At 54.0% G+C, this 17,536-nt stretch carries 14 protein-coding genes; 2 read left to right on the top strand and 12 right to left on the bottom strand.

Annotation, left to right across the window (positions count from 1 at the left end):
* Positions 1-9 precede the first annotated feature (9 nt).
* Together CZ787_RS00440 and CZ787_RS00435 are read right to left on the bottom strand one after the other, a co-directional pair.
* Positions 10-1,137, bottom strand: coding sequence for a DEAD/DEAH box helicase (locus tag CZ787_RS00440; RefSeq protein ID WP_254908505.1), 1,128 nt, complete (start codon positions 1,135-1,137; stop codon positions 10-12).
* Complete coding sequence (locus CZ787_RS00435; protein ID WP_140398957.1) at positions 1,134-1,745, bottom strand: hypothetical protein; 612 nt, start codon at positions 1,743-1,745, stop codon at positions 1,134-1,136. Before CZ787_RS00435 ends, CZ787_RS00440 begins: the two co-directional genes overlap by 4 nt.
* Positions 1,746-1,842: 97 nt before the next feature.
* On the opposite strand from CZ787_RS00435, the gene CZ787_RS00430 reads away from it, so the two are divergent.
* A complete protein-coding gene (locus CZ787_RS00430) occupies positions 1,843-2,115 on the top strand; it encodes a helix-turn-helix domain-containing protein (RefSeq protein WP_087105363.1) in 273 nt (90 codons plus the stop codon).
* Positions 2,116-2,398: 283 nt separating this feature from the next.
* Here the strand turns inward: CZ787_RS00430 and CZ787_RS00425 are convergent, their stop codons facing one another.
* The 9 genes from CZ787_RS00425 to hutI all read right to left on the bottom strand — a co-directional run bounded on the left by CZ787_RS00425 (position 2,399) and on the right by hutI (position 16,206).
* Positions 2,399-5,917: an SIR2 family NAD-dependent protein deacylase gene (locus CZ787_RS00425; RefSeq protein ID WP_087105362.1), complete on the bottom strand. Its 3,519-nt coding sequence runs from the start codon at positions 5,915-5,917 to the stop codon at positions 2,399-2,401.
* A 927-nt stretch (positions 5,918-6,844) separates the two neighbouring features.
* Positions 6,845-8,191: a YjiH family protein gene (locus CZ787_RS00420; RefSeq protein ID WP_087105361.1), complete on the bottom strand. Its 1,347-nt coding sequence runs from the start codon at positions 8,189-8,191 to the stop codon at positions 6,845-6,847.
* A gap of 93 nt (positions 8,192-8,284) precedes the next feature.
* Entirely contained in the window at positions 8,285-9,223 is a 939-nt protein-coding gene (locus CZ787_RS00415; protein WP_087105360.1) for an electron transfer flavoprotein subunit alpha/FixB family protein, read from the bottom strand.
* Positions 9,220-9,972 carry an electron transfer flavoprotein subunit beta/FixA family protein gene (locus CZ787_RS00410; protein WP_087105359.1) on the bottom strand — a complete coding sequence of 251 codons (753 nt, stop codon included), beginning with the start codon at positions 9,970-9,972 and terminating at the stop codon, positions 9,220-9,222. Before CZ787_RS00410 ends, CZ787_RS00415 begins: the two co-directional genes overlap by 4 nt.
* A gap of 26 nt (positions 9,973-9,998) precedes the next feature.
* On the bottom strand, positions 9,999-11,132 hold the full coding sequence (locus tag CZ787_RS00405) for an acyl-CoA dehydrogenase family protein (protein ID WP_087105358.1): 1,134 nt from the start codon (positions 11,130-11,132) through the stop codon (positions 9,999-10,001).
* A complete protein-coding gene (locus CZ787_RS00400) occupies positions 11,122-12,255 on the bottom strand; it encodes a CaiB/BaiF CoA transferase family protein (protein WP_087105357.1) in 1,134 nt (377 codons plus the stop codon). The genes CZ787_RS00405 and CZ787_RS00400 overlap by 11 nt, the downstream gene beginning before the upstream one ends.
* A gap of 46 nt (positions 12,256-12,301) precedes the next feature.
* Positions 12,302-13,981 carry a urocanate hydratase gene (gene hutU, locus CZ787_RS00395; RefSeq protein WP_087105356.1) on the bottom strand — a complete coding sequence of 560 codons (1,680 nt, stop codon included), beginning with the start codon at positions 13,979-13,981 and terminating at the stop codon, positions 12,302-12,304.
* A 55-nt stretch (positions 13,982-14,036) separates the two neighbouring features.
* A complete protein-coding gene (gene hutG, locus CZ787_RS00390) occupies positions 14,037-14,999 on the bottom strand; it encodes a formimidoylglutamase (RefSeq protein WP_087105355.1) in 963 nt (320 codons plus the stop codon).
* Positions 14,989-16,206, bottom strand: a complete 1,218-nt coding sequence (gene hutI / locus CZ787_RS00385) for an imidazolonepropionase (protein ID WP_087105354.1) — start codon at positions 16,204-16,206, stop codon at positions 14,989-14,991. Before hutI ends, hutG begins: the two co-directional genes overlap by 11 nt.
* Positions 16,207-16,809: 603 nt before the next feature.
* Between hutI and CZ787_RS19010 the strand changes: the two genes are divergently transcribed.
* Positions 16,810-17,046, top strand: a complete 237-nt coding sequence (locus CZ787_RS19010) for a hypothetical protein (RefSeq protein WP_254908504.1) — start codon at positions 16,810-16,812, stop codon at positions 17,044-17,046.
* 122 nt (positions 17,047-17,168) lie between these two features.
* On the opposite strand, the gene CZ787_RS19005 is transcribed toward CZ787_RS19010, so the two are convergent.
* The gene (locus CZ787_RS19005) at positions 17,169-17,339 is read right to left on the bottom strand and encodes a hypothetical protein (RefSeq protein ID WP_254908503.1); all 171 of its coding nucleotides are present in this window, start codon (positions 17,337-17,339) and stop codon (positions 17,169-17,171) included.
* Positions 17,340-17,536 lie beyond the last annotated feature (197 nt).

Here is a 17,536-nt window from a genome sequence, read left to right as displayed (position 1 = left end):
AATGGCTGCCTAACCAACTCTACTTATCGCCCCGGTTATAAATGGGGGGATTACCTCATCAGTGCCCATCTTTCTTAAGATGCGACCAAGAACCTGCCTGTAGTGAAGCTCCGTACGAATGCGACTGAGGTAACAGCAAACTGACAGACGCTGTATATCTGTGCCTTCAGAAATCATGCTAACCGCTACAATCCAGCAGGTGTTGTCATGCCGAAACCGGTCGATTAGTTGCTGAGCCCGAGGTGTTTTACTGGTGACCACGACATAGCTTTGATGCTTAGCATTCAGTATTCCAGCAATTTGGTGGGCATGCTCAATATCCGTTGCCACCACTAGCCCCCCAGCTTGAGGGGTCTTATGTCGGTTTTCATTCAGCTGCTGAATACCTATATCCAGCACAGCATTGAGGATGTCGTCATGGCGCAGCAGGTCTTCGTAGCTAACGGGTGACTCACTGAGTAGTTGAGAGAAGCATGAAAACCCTCGAACAGACTCAGTGTTTTCTTTTTCCTCGACGAGCCTGATTAAAGGGTTATCGATCAGCGTAATCCGTGGGGCTCTGCAAACGCCGTCGTTCACAGCACTTTGTAGGTCATAACGATAGTCACAGATCAGCTGACCTTCTGGATCAGAGTACCGTGCCAATGCGATAGGAAGGTCATCAGAACGCCAAGGGGTTCCAGACAAGCCGAGGGTATAAGCTGCTTGATCCTGGATATTCCGAATAATCTGCTGCCCCCATGTATTACTAAAGAGAGGATCATGACCTGCGCAGTGATGAATTTCGTCGAAGATAGCTAATACGCGGAAATTTTTAAAAATATTCCAAAATTCTTCCTGTTGGTATTCCATGGACTGGTAAGTATAAGCGGCTCCTGCGGATGCAATGACGTTTCCAAAACGCTGATCTAAAACAGCAGAAAATGTGCGCTGCATACCTGCAACCACTTCCCTCGTAGGGGCAAAGCAGATAACGAAGTCGATAAGCTGCTCTTCAAGCAACCACTTGGCCAATTCGGCAGCAAGACGCGTTTTCCCGCTACCCGGGGTTGCCTGAACAAAATAATCACGGTGGCTCTGATAGTGTGCTTTGGCCTTGTTTAAACAGTCCGCTTGCCACTTCCGCAATACAATCATGAGCCACTGAGGCGGCTTATGGCCTTTTCTAAAGCACTGACATGGCCTAAAAGACGTGAGCTACGCTCGTGAGCACTGCGGTAGTCAATTGAAAGGCTATTATTAAGCTCCGGATGTTCCCTCATAAGCTGCTGGAAGGCCTCCACTTCCCCTAAAGATTCCAAAAACCGGCTTTGCGCCTCATTTAACTTTTTTTCCAATACCGTGTAGCTATCGACAGGCGCCTTTACTGCTTGCCTGTTTTCTTCGCTATTTGACTGGCTCGCAATATTGATGACTGGCTCATTCGTTGTTTGAGGATGAGTACGTTGTAGCCATGAGACAAAGTCATCTTCATCAGTACCAAGATCAGCTTCTATCAACATAGAGCTTACATGGTACTTCTGGCCGCGGCTCTTTATCTCACTGTCCTTCTCTACAAATTGGGCCTTAATTAACTTTCTGACGCGCTCATAAATAAAGCGACGCAGTGGCGCTTTATGCACTGGTTTTACGTCGTATTGCTCAATGTACTGATCCCGAAGGCTTTGAACGCAGAATGTTACATTTTCTGGTTTCAGTAAGAGTTCAATGACTCGCCTATCTATGCTCGGGAGGTTACGGGACATGGGCATGGGCATCAAAGGAGTGAAAATACGGATTATAAGCCGTGGCTTGATAGGCCGCAACGCTCGATAGTCCTGCCTCATGACCAATGAGGCAGATATGGAAGAGCTGGCAGTCGCTATCGGAAAGAACATTAGGGAAAAGCGCCGAGCGAATGGCCTCTCTCAGGATCGCTTTGCATTGGTAGCAGGCATTGATCGTAGCTATATGGGAAGGATAGAGCGTGGAGAAGTGAGTATCACCATTGAGAAGCTGTATAGGATCGCAGCGACATTACAGTGCGAGCCGATAACCCTACTCCCCAGAATGTCTTCCATTTGCTCGCCGGCCCCTCGTAAGCCAAATAAAAACGGACTCAACCAAGGGCGATAGCTTTTTCGATATTAGAGTTGATTCAGTAGCAGCTTGATTTGGCATGGTTACACAAGTCATGCACAACAGTAGCCAAACATGTGAAAAACTAGCGACCACCACTCGCGATGCACGGCGTCAACTATTCTGTCCGGGCAATAGTTGACGCCGTACAGCCTTACTTATGTGTGGTGATGGGTAACTTCAGCTAACAGCCAAGTGCGGACCTCAAATCAATGCTGATATGCCGTCTGCTCAGCGGCTCGTCGAAGTTGTTGTTCGTTAATATGTTGCATTGATCTATTCAATTAACAAAACGAACTTCTGGTAGCGCATCATTCTCCAATTCGGATTTCAATTCTTCCAATCCTGCACGGTGATCCAAAAGAAATTTGGAGAGGCGATGGACCTCCTTCCGAACCCTGGGTAGTTCAGCCTTCGAAGGAACCTCCAAATTCTTTTGATCGTAACGATATTCCTTAAGCACCGGTGGCAATGCACTTGAAAGTCGGTCTAAATCATCGCCGTTTAGTTGATTCTTTTCGACCATATCTCCCAACAACTCAAGCGTAGAGCTCAAACCGGGTTGTGTTCGTTGTTCACAAGCGTGGAGCAGAAGCTCCTTAACTTCGCGAGGCACATCCAGCTCAACCGAAGAGTTGTCGATAAACTGCCTCATGGCGATATAGGCAGGATACACGCGTATCGGATCTCGGCTCGCTATCGCAGACCGGATTTGGGCAAAGGCTTGAGTCTTATGATTCGGCCACAGCCGCACCAATTGAAATGCATTGGCGGCCAGAGATGGGATATGTAGCAACCTTTCAGGGTCTTTCAACTGCTCAACAATATCTTCGGGCAAGTCGCCAGTATCCAGCCTGGGCAGTAGACTCTGTGCGAGGAGCTCGCCAATTTCGCGTCCCGTTGCTTTGTCACGCTCATTGTCTCCAGACAGTGCATGGGAAATTGGACTTCTCTCCTCTGTTGCGATAGGTGTCCATGCGATACAACTTTTGACACATGAAACGAGCATCTCTTTAGGCACAGTAGTGTCAGTTATCTGCAAACCCACGCGGAGGTTCATCAGTAATTCGTGTCCGATTTGGCCACTCGCCACTCCACCGACAATTTTTTCGAGAAAAAGCGTGTTTGCGCGGTCTTTGCCAGGTAATTCAAGAAAAACCCATGGATGCAGCTGGGTATCGCAAGGCCATCCGTTTTCACCAGCACGTGTCCATATAGCCGATTCGAGTGCTCCGGACTGGAGCGAAGTTAGCTTGTCCATTTGATAAAGCTTATGAAGCCGCCTCAAGGCTCTGCCTCGGTCTACATCCAAACCACTATCTACTAAAGTGATCAGTGTATCGATACGAACAGAGCTGTGCGGAGATACGCTTAGCCTTTGTGCATCTTCATCAGAGAAATCATCAAAGGGTTCCGGCCAATATCTCTCCATTCCATCAACTTCCGCCTCGCCCGGGGTTTTTATGTTCAAAGCTAAATTCATTGCTTCCTGGCGCTCGTCAGCTTCCATTGCCTCTATGGCTCCTTCCAAGACCGCACCATAGGCCGAGTAGGTTCCCCACCAGAGATCCAAATAACCAAGTTTATTGACCACCCACTTAAAAATCTCTAAGGCCCGTATTGAAGAGGTTCGAACAACGATTCTTGCTAATAGCTCTAGAAGAAACACGAAGTGATCCTCGTCACCACTGCTGTCATTCAAGTTAGCATGCCTGTCTATACGTCGAGGTATGACAGAAATGAAATGCTCAACCGCTGCATCGCTCAAAAGCGCAACTTGCATCCGCGGCATGATCCAATCGAGTATCTTTGTATCTGATCCGCGATAACGAGCAAAAAAGGTCAGGAGATCACTTTCATCACAAGTTGTAATAGCTCGATATGCAGTCTCTAGACGCGAAGAGAACACATTAAAATTCACTATATAATCCGGAGCACCGGTTCGCTCAATAAGTTCGAGCAAACTATAGAACGGGCACTCATCATCCCCTGAGAGCCGCTTAGTCCCACCTGGACCATATCGACCAGATTTAAACGACAGCTTCCATTGCTCCGCCTCCTTGCGATTTCGGTCAATTCTGTCCGACGCAAGTCTCTCAAGGCGCGTGATAGTATCCCAAGGGTCGGCTTTTGCAGTAACGTAGCGCATTCGAGTTTCATCACTTTCATCCTCTGGAAATGAAACAAGGTCGCCGCTCAATGCTGAATGGGATACTCCATGGAAAAAAGCAGCCCATCCCTCCAAGGATATCAGCCAAGCGGATTTTGGGGCGGAAAGCAGCTTTTGACGAATGCAAAGAAGCGCAGCCTGATATAGCTCTGCTGCTTCCCGATGTCGAAATAATGTCGCCAATAATCCGGCGCGTCGCATCATCCAGATCGGCTCGCCACTGTTCAGTGCAGTGGCAGCTTTCAGAACACCATCGTCATCCCAATCTATTAAGGCGCGTTGCCCAGCCTCGTATGCATGATGTTGAGTTGCCTCATCACTTCCGATTGTTTCCAATCTAGCCATCCAACGTTCCCACTCCTCCCATTTTTGATGGCGACGCCATTCAGAGGCTATCGAGGCGCACAACTCAGTTTTCTCTGCTTTCGATAAGCTTTGCTCTGCACAATTGAAATGAGTGTCGGCATTTCGCATATCTTCAAAATTAAGCCATCTCATAGCGGTTCGACGACGCCATATTCGTTCCAGGGCGAAGCGCAAATGTGCCTCTGCAGACTCGTCAGACTTTTGTACCGTTGGAAAACTATTGCGAAGCTTGCGAGTTTCGCCATATGGAGCAATTATCCAGCCAGGATAAGTACTTTTGTCCTTAGCCCATGCTTCTGCGACCTCCGCTCTGGTTGGCCTGTCTTCTTCCTTTGCAACAGCCGATTGAGAAAATTCGTTGTAGCCTATGTCCCATGCAAAAGGAGAAGGTGGTTTTGAAGCCAACAATGCCGCGAAGAAAAGTTCGAGCGCTTTCTCGTGCTTTTCATTGGGATGCATTTTTGAAACGAGTGGTGCAAGGTCAATAGGCGTTACATTTCGCCGTTCTAGAAGAGCCCGTGAAACTGGCGAAAGGTTCAAAACACCCACGAGCCGAATTCGTCGAGCTGCAACATCGAGTGTGTCACGAACCCAACCGCTCCAGGCAAGGAAGTTTGGGTCAACACCTGAAAAGCCAATTAGACAGAGGTCATGCTCCAGCATGACTTGTTGGGCGAGATTTACAAATGGTGCAAATTGAACCGGATAAGTGCGGTAGTCGTCTTCCGTAAATATGAAAGGCTTATAGGATGGTAACGAGCCATGAAGTTTTACTATCCGGGGCTGGGTCCGATGCGCGATGTCTTGGACTGTTCTCACACAACTATAAATTCTGTCTGGCGTTTGGGGCTTAGTGCGTTCAAGCAACGTGTCCCAGTTGGTTGTGAGAACATCTCGCCAAGGAAATTCCAGAAGCTGCTTGTGAAGAGGACTAGGCTCCCATTGTTCGTCTACAACCAGACGGTTTATCAATTGATCCAACCCACTATCACCGTGAAGCGTTTGATACTCCTGAGCTAACCTCAGAGCATCAGACATCTCTTCTGGGCCGTACCCTAAGGCCGCAGACATCTCTGTTTTGAAATCACTCCAGAGTGGTGGAGTTGGGCTGTTTTTCTCACGGGTGCAAACACGACTGAAGCCTGCTCCAACCATGACAGCGGCTTCATCCTGCCAAAGAGCACGAGCAAACGCCTCAAACGACGGAAAGTCAGGAAGGTTATGGAAGTTCTTCAGAACCGTCGAAGCATCATTATTGTTCATTTTAATCAATATGTTTCCAAAAGGTTATTCATTTGAAGCTGTACCGTCGATGTAGGCCGTCTCGCGCAATGATACTAAAGTAACGAATACCTATCCCAGCCTTTGTGTCGAGGCCACTGAGGGGTTCAGTCATTACAAAAAACGACACGAATTGGCGGTGAGCTGCCGTAACACCGTTAGCGTAACTTTAAGTTCCGCACCCGGCCAAGAGCAGTCCTTGAGGAGACACTGATATAACGCTGATTTTCAACGGCCGGTTTGGAGGCGCACACCGCGCCGGAAAACCGGCCCGGTGAAGGGCTGCCAGGGCCGGAACGTACTGTAACTACTTGTTAGGCACCGCCGCGCCGTCCTCCATACATGTCTTTTGCATCAAAAACTTCCTTTTGAAACGCGTGAACATAGCCTTGATCGAGCCACTCTTCTCTTCCTGTTCTATGGTGGGACTCTCTCCAAGTTACTCCCAAGAGTGAACACGCGACCCTCTCTGCCAGTACAGACAAATGGAAAGTGGCTACTGCTAACCCCTGGTAATGGATGTAATGAGCGCCGCCATGAGCAAGCTTGTTTCTTATGCCTATTAACCCTCTATCACCGTCGATGCCCCAGAGATCCTTATAAGCGACATTATTTGCGTTGAGAAAATTAATTATCTCCCTGTTAACGGCAACTCACCACTGGCAAATTTTTTAGCAAAGCCTTTCATCCGCCCAGATACTTCTAAACTAACCTCCTGCATTGAATTTGCAAGATCTTCGAGTTTTTCCACTGCGATTTTATCAGCTTCCGTGAGAACCTTTCCCTCGGAAGACTTACTTGCAATCGATTCCAGAACGCCAAATAGAGACAGTTGTCCCGAGGAGATTTTTTCAACAGCTCTTAAAGGTGTAGCAGGAGGGTACTCCCTCCTGCTACCACTCTACACATTTAAAAAATCAAATGAGTCACGAATGCAACTAAAGGAATTGCAATAGCTGTCCTAATTAAAAAAATCAACACTAGATTTGTAATAGACAATGGTATGCTAGACTCTAGCATAGCATTTGCACTTTCTGTGAAGAATATAATCTGAACAGTAGACAATGTGCAAACAAAGAAAACAGCCATAGGAGCAACATCTTCGCCAGCAATAATTATTACTGGCAAAGCAATCTCTGCGATAGCTACGAGCACTGTTGGAGCAATTGCTGCCGCATTTGGTAGCTGCATTAACTCTATTAATGGCTGCACTACCAACCCAAGATAATCAAATACTGGAGTATATGTTGCCAAAAGAAGTGAGAGTGTCGCAATGGAGAGAATGAATGCAACAATCTTTTGTGCAAATGTCACCGCCTCCCAAACACCCAGATAAATATCTCTCTTTTCTGTCTTCGATGCTCTTTCAGCTGCGGCCTTGCAAGCTCTTGATAGAATATGAGCTTTATCATTACTTTCCATATCTTCATATGTTTGCATTCGCCCCTCATAATAAATATCTAGCTTATTGCACAGTGGCGGAATCCTAATCATGATCGCGGCCAAGAAAAAGTTGATAATAAATGAGGAAAGAATCATATGTGGTAGGTAGTCCATTATCCCACCAATCGATGCTAGAAGTGCAAAAAAACCCAAACTGCAAATACTAAAGCTTGTAGCAATACTTGCTGCTTCTCTTTGAGTATATTGCCCTGACTCATAAAGCTTGTTTGTTACAAATATTCCAACTGCAGGCGCTGCTACAAATGAAGCCACTGCATCAACAGCAGATTTTCCAGGAAGACGGAACACTGGCCTCATTAGCGGCTCAAGCAAAGTCCCAACAAACTCGAGAAAACCAAACTCTATCAGAAGTATTACAAACAATCCGGCAATCGTTACAGTGAGTAATACGCTTCCACCCAAATACAAGGACAGACCTCCCACATCATCATTTAGCAACCACTCTGGCCCAATGCCAAAGGTTAGCAAAAAAGCAAAAATAGCAGCCAATAAAAAAGCGACGCCACTAAACACTCCATCTTTTTTGTGGTATGCGCGGATTCGCTTATTATTAACAAACTGAGCTGCAATCCAGGTTGCACACAAAAGCAATATTATCCCAAGAGTTAAGTAGTTAACGTTTCCACCCAGCCAAGATTTTGCGCCATCAATCATAATAACAAGAGGAATTTTTGTAGCTTCCTCCCCAGGAACAGGGAAGAAGAAAACAAACAGGCCTAAGGTGCTCCCGGCTAATGCCTTGAAACCTCCTGACATTGCGGATTTAGATTTATAACTCTCCGTGCTTTTCATGTTTATCTCCGTTTTTAGATTTTATATCGGACTTAACTACCACTTCATCAATGTTGTAGTACGCATAAAAATGCTTTTAATAGTGGAGTTATCCTAAACCAAGCACTCAAACTCCGGCAGCACCACGAACAGATCCCCTACCAAGCCGTAATCCGCGACCTGGAAGATCGGCGCTTCCTCGTCCTTGTTGATAGCCACGATCACCTTGGAGTCTTTCATACCCGCCAGGTGTTGAATGGCGCCGCTGATCCCCACGGCGATGTACAGGTCCGGCGCGACAATCTTGCCAGTCTGTCCGACCTGCATGTCGTTGGGCACAAAGCCTGAATCCACCGCCGCCCGCGAGGCACCTACCGCCGCGCCCAGCTTGTCGGCAATGCCGTCCAGCAGCTTGAAGTTCTCACCGTTGCCCATGCCGCGGCCGCCGGAAATCACTATCTTAGCGCCCCCCAGTTCCGGCCGGCCGCTCTGGACCAGTGCTTCCTTGATGAAACGTGACTGGGTGTTGTCCACCAAGATGTCCAACGCTTCGATGGCGGCATTTCCCCCTTCCGCCACGGCATCGAAACCGGTACTGCGCACGGTGATCACCTTGAGGGTGTCGACGCTCTTGACCGTGGCGATGGCGTTGCCGGCGTAGATCGGCCGCTTGAAGGTGTCGGCATCGTCGACCTTGATGATCTCGGACAGCTGGGACACGTCTTTGAGCGCCGCGACGCGGGGCATGACGTTCTTGCCTGTGGTCGTGGCCACCGCCAGCACGTGGCTGTAGTCACCAGCCAGCTCGGCGATCAAGGTGCTCAGCGGCTCGGCCAGCTGGTGGGCGTAGACCGCATGATCGGCCACGCGTACCTTGGCGACGTGGTCGAGTTTGGCAGCTGCTTGTGCCACGGCGTCGACGTGCTCGCCCGCCACCAGGATGTCGATATAGCCGCCGCCGGCTTGCTGGATCTGTTGCGCCGCTGCCACTGCATGGGCGGTGACGGCACTCAGTTGGCCGTCGTGATGTTCGGCAAGGACTAGAATGCTCATGAGATCACCTTAGCTTCGTTCTTGAGTTTATCGACCAGCTCGTCCACCGAGCCTACCTTGATGCCGCCCTTGCGTTCGGCCGGGGATTCGACCTTGACCAGGCTGACACGCGTGTTTGTCTCGACGCCCATTTCCTCCGGCGTTTTGACGTCCATGGGCTTTTTCTTGGCCTTCATGATGTCGGGCAGCTTAGCGTAGCGCGGCTCGTTCAAGCGCAGGTCGGTGGTGACGATGGCGGGCAGGGACAGCTCCAGGGTCTGAAGGCCTCCATCGATCTCGCGGGTCACCTGCAGCTTGTCGACCTCTACCACAACCTCGGAGGCGAAAGTGCCCTGGGCGAGGCCGCTCAGGGCGGCCAGCATCTGGCCGGTCTGGTTGTTGTCGGTGTCGATGGCCTGCTTGCCTAGTAGCACCAGGGACGGCTGCTCCTCCTCGACCACCTTGGCCAGCAACTTGGCCACGGCCAGAGACTCGACGCGCTCATCAGTCTGCACATGAATTGCGCGATCCGCGCCCAGTGCCAAGGCGGTACGCAGCTGTTCCTGGGCAGCTTTGGGGCCGATGGACACCACCACCACTTCTGTGGCCACGTCTTTTTCCTTCAAACGCACGGCTTCTTCCACGGCGATTTCGCAGAAGGGGTTTAAGGCCATCTTGACGTTGGTGAGGTCGACATCGCTGTGGTCCGGCTTGACCCGGATCTTGACGTTGTAGTCGATGACGCGCTTGACAGCGACGAGGATTTTCATTTCGATGACTCCTTACGTTTCTGGCGTCACGCGGTGATGGCGCGCCCGATTATGGTCTTCTGGATCTCCGAGGTACCCTCGAAGATTCGCGTGATTCGAGCATCCCGGTAATAGCGTTCGATGGGCAGATCGCTGATGTAGCCGTAGCCTCCGTGGATCTGCACAGCCTGGTCGGTGATCTTGGACGCCGCCTCGGAGGCGAACAGCTTGGCTACCGCTGACTCAATGCTGAAGCGCTGCCCTGAGTCGCGGGCGGCCGCCGCCTTGTAGGTAACCAACTTTGCGGCCTCGAGCTGGACATGCATCTCGGCCAGCATCCACTGGATGCCCTGGTGCCTGCACAGCGGCTTGCCGCTCACCACCCGATCATGGGACCAGGCTAAGGTGTCGTTATAGGCCGCCCGGGAGATGCCGACGCTCATAGCCGCCACCTCCACACGCCCCCGATCGAGGACCTCCATGGCAGTAGCAAATCCGGCGCCTTCCTTGCCCATTAGTGCACGCTCGGGCACCACACAGTCGAACCCGATCTCGTAGATATGGCTACCGCGCAGGCCCAGCGTTTTCTCGGGCTGAGAGAACGATAGCCCCGCAGTATTTCGATCGATCAGGAACGCCGAGATCCCCCGGTGCCCGAGCTCTTCGTCGGTCTTGGCATAAACAACCAGGAAATCGGCAAAAGCACCGTTAGTGATGTAGTGCTTGGTGCCGGTGATATGCCAGCCCTGCTCGCAGCGCACCGCCTTGGTCCGCATCTCGGCGGGATTCGAACCAGCACCGGGTTCGGTGAGAGCGAAGGCACCCAGCTTCTCGCCGGCGGCGCACTGCGGCAGCAGAGCCTGCTTCTGTTCTTCCGTACCTCCCACCAGCACGGAGTCGGTGGCCAAAAAGTGCGCCGTCAACGACGAACAGGTGGCGGCACAGTGGTAGGCAATCTCTTCCACCGCCAGTGACATGCCGATGCTGCTGATGTCGACCCCGCCATACTCGGACGGTAGGTTCATGCTCCAGAAACCGAGTTCGCCCAAGGCGTTCAGGCTCTCAGCGCAGAAATTGCGGGTATCGTCGTAACGGGCGGCGTTGGACTTGAGCACATCGGCCGAGACACGGCGGGCGGCATCCTGGAATGCCAACTCGTCTTCAGTGAAATTAAAGTGCATGGAAGCTCTCCTCATCGAGCATAGTGTTATGGGCACCCAACCCCGGTGCCGGTTCGTGGGTCGCGACTTTTCGGCCATTGAAGAAGACGGGCTGGGAGGGGGACCGCCAGGCGCCCGAGGGCTGTAGTAGGCCCCGCTCCTGGGCATGCGCGGAATCAGCGAGCTGCTTAATGTTCCAGATCGGCGAGGCCGGCACACCAGCTGCATCGAGCCGCTCGCAAACCTCGGCAACCGTCAGCTTGCTGGTCCAGCCTTCGATTTGTGCCTTCAGCTCTGCCTGATGGGTACAGCGGCGCTCGTCGGTGGTAAAGCGCTCATCGTCGATCAGCACCGGAGCGCACATGCAATCGGCCAGCCGAGCGAACAGGCTGTTGTTGGCCACGGCAATGACCACCTGGCCGTCTCGAGCCTGGAAGCTGTCGAAGGGGGCGGACAGTGGGTGACGATTTCCCACTGGCTGGGGTGCCTCACCATTGGCCATCAGCTGCGCCAGGTTGGTGACCTGCATGGAAAAGAGGCAGTCCAGCATGGACACGTCCAGGTGGCAGCCGACTCGCTGCGGATCACGTTCACGCTGGAACAGGGCGGCGCAGATCGACCAGCTGGCGAACATGCCCGCCGCCACGTCGCCCAGCGATTCACCTACCCGGGTCGGCGGCCCTCCTTCTGGCCCGGTGGCGGCCATGATCCCGGACATGGCCTGAGCGATAATGTCGTAGGCCGGCTTGCTGCTCATGGATCCGGTCTGGCCGAACCCAGAAATAGAGCAATAGACCAGCCCGGGATAACACTCTCGCAGGGTTTGCTCATCGATACCCAACCGTCGGGTTACCCCGGGCCGAAAGTTTTCCACCAATACATCAGCATCGGCGCATAACAAATGGAAGCGCGCCAGATCATCGGCGTCTTTGAGGTTCAGGCAGACGCTGTGCTTGCCTCGGTTAAGCATCGAAAAATAGATACTCTCTCCGTCGATGAACGGGCCGACGTGGCGGCTATCGTCACCGTTAGGCGTCTCGATCTTGATTACCTCAGCGCCCAGATCAGTGAGCATGGCTGTGCAATAAGGACCAGCCAAGAAGCGCGACAGGTCAAGAACGGTAACACCTTGTAAGGGCTTCATAATCTTCTCCTGTGGCGGGAGGAGGCAGGAGCCTCCGCCCTAAGGTTTATGAACGGATCATCGGCAGGTCTAGGCCATTTTCTTTGGCGGACTCTTTAGCGATGTCATAGCCCGCATCGGCATGGCGCATGACACCTGTACCTGGGTCGTTGCGCAGTACGCGTCCCAGACGCGCGTGGGCGTCATCGGTGCCGTCACAGACGATTACCACCCCGGCGTGCTGGGAGTACCCCATGCCCACGCCACCGCCATGGTGCAGCGATACCCAAGTGGCGCCGCCGGCCGTGTTGAGCATGGCGTTAAGCAGTGGCCAGTCGGATACAGCATCAGAGCCATCCTGCATCGCTTCGGTCTCTCGATTGGGGCTAGCCACCGAGCCGGAGTCCAAGTGGTCGCGACCGATCACGATCGGTGCCTTGAGCTCGCCGTTCTTGACCATCTCGTTGAAGGCCTGCCCCAGCCGGGCGCGGTCCTTGAGACCGACCCAGCAGATGCGCGCCGGCAGGCCCTGGAAGCTGATGCGTTCGCGTGCCATGTCCAGCCAGTTGTGCAGGTGCGGATCGTCGGGGATCAGCTCCTTGACCTTCTGGTCGGTCTTGTAGATGTCCTCAGGGTCACCGGAGAGTGCCACCCAGCGGAACGGGCCGATGCCTCGACAGAACAGTGGACGGATATAGGCCGGCACGAAGCCCGGGAAGTCGAAGGCCTTCTTGACTCCCTCCTCCATCGCCATTTGGCGGATGTTGTTGCCGTAGTCAAAGGTGGGCACGTCCATCATCTGGAAGTCGAGCATGGCCTGGACATGAACAGCCATGGACTGTTTGGCAGCCTTGACGGTGGCCTCGGGCTGTGTCTTGCCTCGCGCCACGTACTCCTCCCAGGTCCAGCCGGAGGGCAGGTAGCCATGAAGGGGGTCATGGGCGCTCGTCTGGTCGGTGACCATATCTGGCTTAACGCCGCGCTTGACCAGCTCAGGCAGCACGTCGGCAGCGTTGGCGCACAAGCCGATGGAGATGGCTTTGCCTTCTGCGGTGTAGCGTTTGATGCGGGCTAGGGCGTCGTCCAGATCCTCGGCCTGCTCGTCCAAGTAGCGAGTTCGCAGGCGGAAGTCGAGGCTGGTCTGCCGGCACTCGATGTTGAGCGAGCAGGCGCCGGCGAGGGTCGCGGCCAATGGTTGAGCCCCCCCCATGCCACCGAGACCCGACGTCAGAATCCAGCGCCCACTGAGATCGCCGTCATAGTGCTGGCGACCTGCCTCGACGAAGGTCTCGTAGGTGCCCTGCACGATGCCCTGAGAACCGATGTAGATCCATGAACCGGCGGTCATCTGGCCATACATCATCAATCCCTTGCGATCCAGCTCGTTGAAGTGCTCCCAGTTGGCCCAGGCTGGCACCAGATTGGAGTTGGCGATCAGCACACGTGGCGCGTCCTTGTGGGTCTCGAAGACACCTACGGGCTTGCCGGACTGCACCAGCAGGGTCTGGGTATCCTCTAGGCGCCGCAGAGTCTCGATGATCTTGTCGTAGCACTCCCAGTCGCGGGCGGCTCGTCCGATGCCGCCATACACCACTAGGTCCTCGGGGCGCTCCGCCACATCAGGGTGCAGATTGTTCATGAGCATGCGCAGTGGGGCCTCGGTGAGCCAGCTCTTGCAGCTGCGCTCGGTACCGGTATGAGCGGCGATCTTGCGGGATGGGTCGTGACGCTTATCTTGCTGAGTCATGGTGTATTACCTCTGGATTCTCGATGGGTTGTCGTGGTTATGGAGTCGTCAGCTCTCAGTCATTCAGGGTCAGCAGATGCACCAGGCGAGCTGCCGCCCTGGCGGTGCGGCCGTCGATATCAAGGCCGGGGTTAAGCTCCGCTAGGTCAGCCAAGCGCAGCTTGCCGCTATCTCGAATGCACTCGATCAGCGGCTCGATCAGAGAGAGCGGAACGCCACGGGCAGCCGGGGCGCTCACCCCTGGGGCTTCGGTGGCAGGCAGCACATCCAGATCGATGGTCAGGTAGAGGTGGTCGCAGTCCTCTGTGAACTCCTCCACATCATTGAGAAGGCCGGGCAGGCAGGTGGCATCAAACTCTCGGTCTTCCCGCACCATGACGTTCAGATGGGCAGCTCGTTGGAAAAGAACCTGTGTGTTGGAGGCTCGGCTGATGCCGAAACAGGCGTACTGAAATAGCCAGCCGCGCTGAGCACAGTCGTTTGCGATTTGGGAAAACGGAGTGCCCGAAGAGCGTACATACTGGGGATCGCGCAGATCGAAATGGGCATCAAGGTTCACAATGCCGACACGTGGCGCCTTCTTGCCGCTGTCCGCCAGGTGGTGGGCGAGCCCCGACCAACTGGCGTAGGCCACCTCATGACCGCCACCCAGCACGATAGGCAGGTGCCCCACTCTCAGTAGCGAAGCGAGGCGGTCGGCTAGCGCTTGCTGAGCGACTTCCATGGCATCACCTTCACAGCGCACATCACCGGCGTCATAGACGGGTCCCTGTCGGTGCCAGGCCAACGGTGCCAGGGCACGGCGAAGAGCGGCAGGCCCCTCGGAGGCACCCACACGGCCATGGTTACGAGCCACGCCAGCATCGCAGGCGAAACCCAGCAGCGTACAGCCAGGTGTATCACCCTCAGCCAGGGGCTGTATCATTTGGTGCCAGCGCTCGCTATCTGGCTCGGGATCGGTACGCCCCTGCCATAAAGTTCCATCGAAACCGTGGTGAAGTGAGGTATCAAAAGGCATGGGTCAGCTCCCCCTGGAACAGTCGCTGACGCAGGCGACCGGGCTGGACGGCATAGGCCAGTGCAGCCGGGGTGTCGATATCCCAAACACACAGGTCGGCGGTGCACCCCTCCTGAATCCGCCCCCCTCCTTTGAGTCCGAGGGCAGTTGCGCCATGGGTGGTCATTCCGGCCAGTGCCTCCTGGGGAGTCAGGCGGAAAAGGGTGCAGGCCAGGTTCAGCATCAGGGTCGGCATGAACAGTGGTGAGCTTCCCGGGTTGGCGTCGGTGGCCACGGCCATGGGCACTCCGGCCTTACGCAGTGCCGCGATGGGCGGCAGCTGCGTCTCGCGCAGTGTGTGGAAGGCACCCGGTAGGATCACAGCGACGCTACCTGCCTCACGCATGGCGATGATGCCGGCCTCATCGAGATACTCGATGTGATCGGCGGAAAGCGCTCCGTGGCGGGCTGCCATAGTGGCGCCACCCAGGCTGGAAAGCTGCTCAGCGTGAATCTTGATCGGCAGACCATGCGCCTCAGCGGCTTCGAAGACTCGTTCGGACTGCGCTACCGAGAAGGCGATCTTCTCGCAGAACACATCGACGGCATCGGCAAGGCCCTCCTCGGCGGCCGCCGGGATCATCTCTTTGCACACCAGGTCGATATAGCCGTCACTATCGTCTTTGAACTCCAGCGGCAGCGCATGGGCACCTAGCAGCGTAGTCACCACACGCACGGGAAGCACCTCGCCGAGACGACGCGCCACGCGTAGCATCTTCAGCTCGTCCCCGACCGTCAGGCCGTAGCCAGACTTGATCTCCACAGTGGTGATGCCGTCGGCGATCATTGCCTCGATGCGCGGCCTGGTCAGCTCGAGTAATTCGTCCTCGCTGGCTTCCCGAGTGGCTGTCACGGTGCTCAGGATGCCGCCTCCACGCCGGGCGATCTCCTCGTAACTGGCCCCTTCCAGGCGCGCTTCGAACTCATTGGCGCGAGAGCCGCCAAACACCAGGTGGGTGTGGCAGTCCACCAAGCCAGGAGTCATCACGCCGCCACGGCCCATGTTATGGCAACCTTTCGCCAGCCTTTCATCGAACTCCCGCATCGGCACCAGCGATACGACTTGTGCACCTTCGGTGACTACGGCCATCGCTTCGGGCAGAGTACGCAGCCCATCGAAAACTTTGATATCGCGCCACAGGCGACGCTTTGGCGTGGTGTTCGTCATGAAGGACTCCTCCGGGGTGGCTTAGCGGATGCAAACTTAATGTATATACATTTAAGCCTGAAATCCTAAAGCACGTCAAGCCGTCTTCTAAAGACACGGGGAGGGATAAGCGGTACTTAATGAAATGCAGAAAAATTTTATTAATATATAAATAACAGCAACATAATGAAGATTTTTGGCTTTATAACCATCCATGCTTGCCGCGGCGTTAGACCAATGTCTATGCAGTGGAAATGATCTATCTTACTTAATTGTATATACATTTTATGACATATTACCTCTTACGGTTTAATCATCGCACTGCACATGGCAAGAGACGTGCTCATGAATTACCAAAGCCCCTAGGCTCAGCAACCAGCCGCTAACGCTATTCTTCTTAAGCTACTCTTACTCAATGACCTAGGCATCCTGACCTTCTTCGTGCCCATACAAATTTAAGGCAAGTGCACCTTCGCCCTAGACCCTATGATGAACGGCGCACACAGGAGGCCACCGGGCTCTATGCCATGTCGCTGATCGTTGCCGACGGAGCCAACCCACTGATCTGCTGATTTTGGTACCGCAACTTGACCGTGAGTATCTTCATGGTGCTGACGATCGCGGATGTCACCACTGCAATATGGCATTAACAGGCTCGGACCGGCCAAGCTGCCTTTCCTGTTCGACAAACGGGTAATTCCAGTGGGGTTGATCGTGCTAGTCGGCGACACCTCCCTAGCACTGCTATTCAGCTGCGTGCTTGTGGAGCTGATTGGCGTTCTGGTCCAGCCGGTGATGCGCTTCATCTGGAGCACGCCTGGGCCGCTCAGCCATCGACGCAGTGGCCTTTTCCGTGGGTAGCTATTTCATCGGATTACTGATAACCAATCGGGTCTATTAGGCCGACCAGTAATTGGCGCGGGAGACGGCCTTCATCGCCACTGGTATCTCCACGGTCTCGGCTACCTTCATGATCATTGTGGCTAAGCCTCCCGGATCTGGTCGTGCATGACAGCGCCGCGAATGGCGAGCCGAAAGCGGCACACGACAAGTCCCTGCCACTGCTTGGCAATGGCCGAAAGGCTCCAAGTCTGCATCGCAGCATAGCGCTCAAATTTAGGAAGGGGCTGATAATGGCGATCAGCATCCTGCAATTGGTGTCATGTCTTGGGTCTGCTGGTTGCCAAATACACGCCGTTGTTCGAATGTCTAGTCTCGCTTCTCTACCCCTTCGTGGCGGATACTGCAGACTTGGCGTAAGCCTCCGTAGCTGGACTGGACGAGAAGATGCTCCAGCTGGCGGGGCTGATGGCCGACGCCCAGTTTGAGGCCGGTGTGGTGTCGGTGTCCG

Source organism: Halomonas citrativorans (assembly GCF_900163645.1).
GTDB lineage: Bacteria > Pseudomonadota > Gammaproteobacteria > Pseudomonadales > Halomonadaceae > Vreelandella > Vreelandella citrativorans.
Note: the sequence above shows the minus strand (reverse complement) of the source record. Positions and strands in the feature narration are given on the sequence as shown.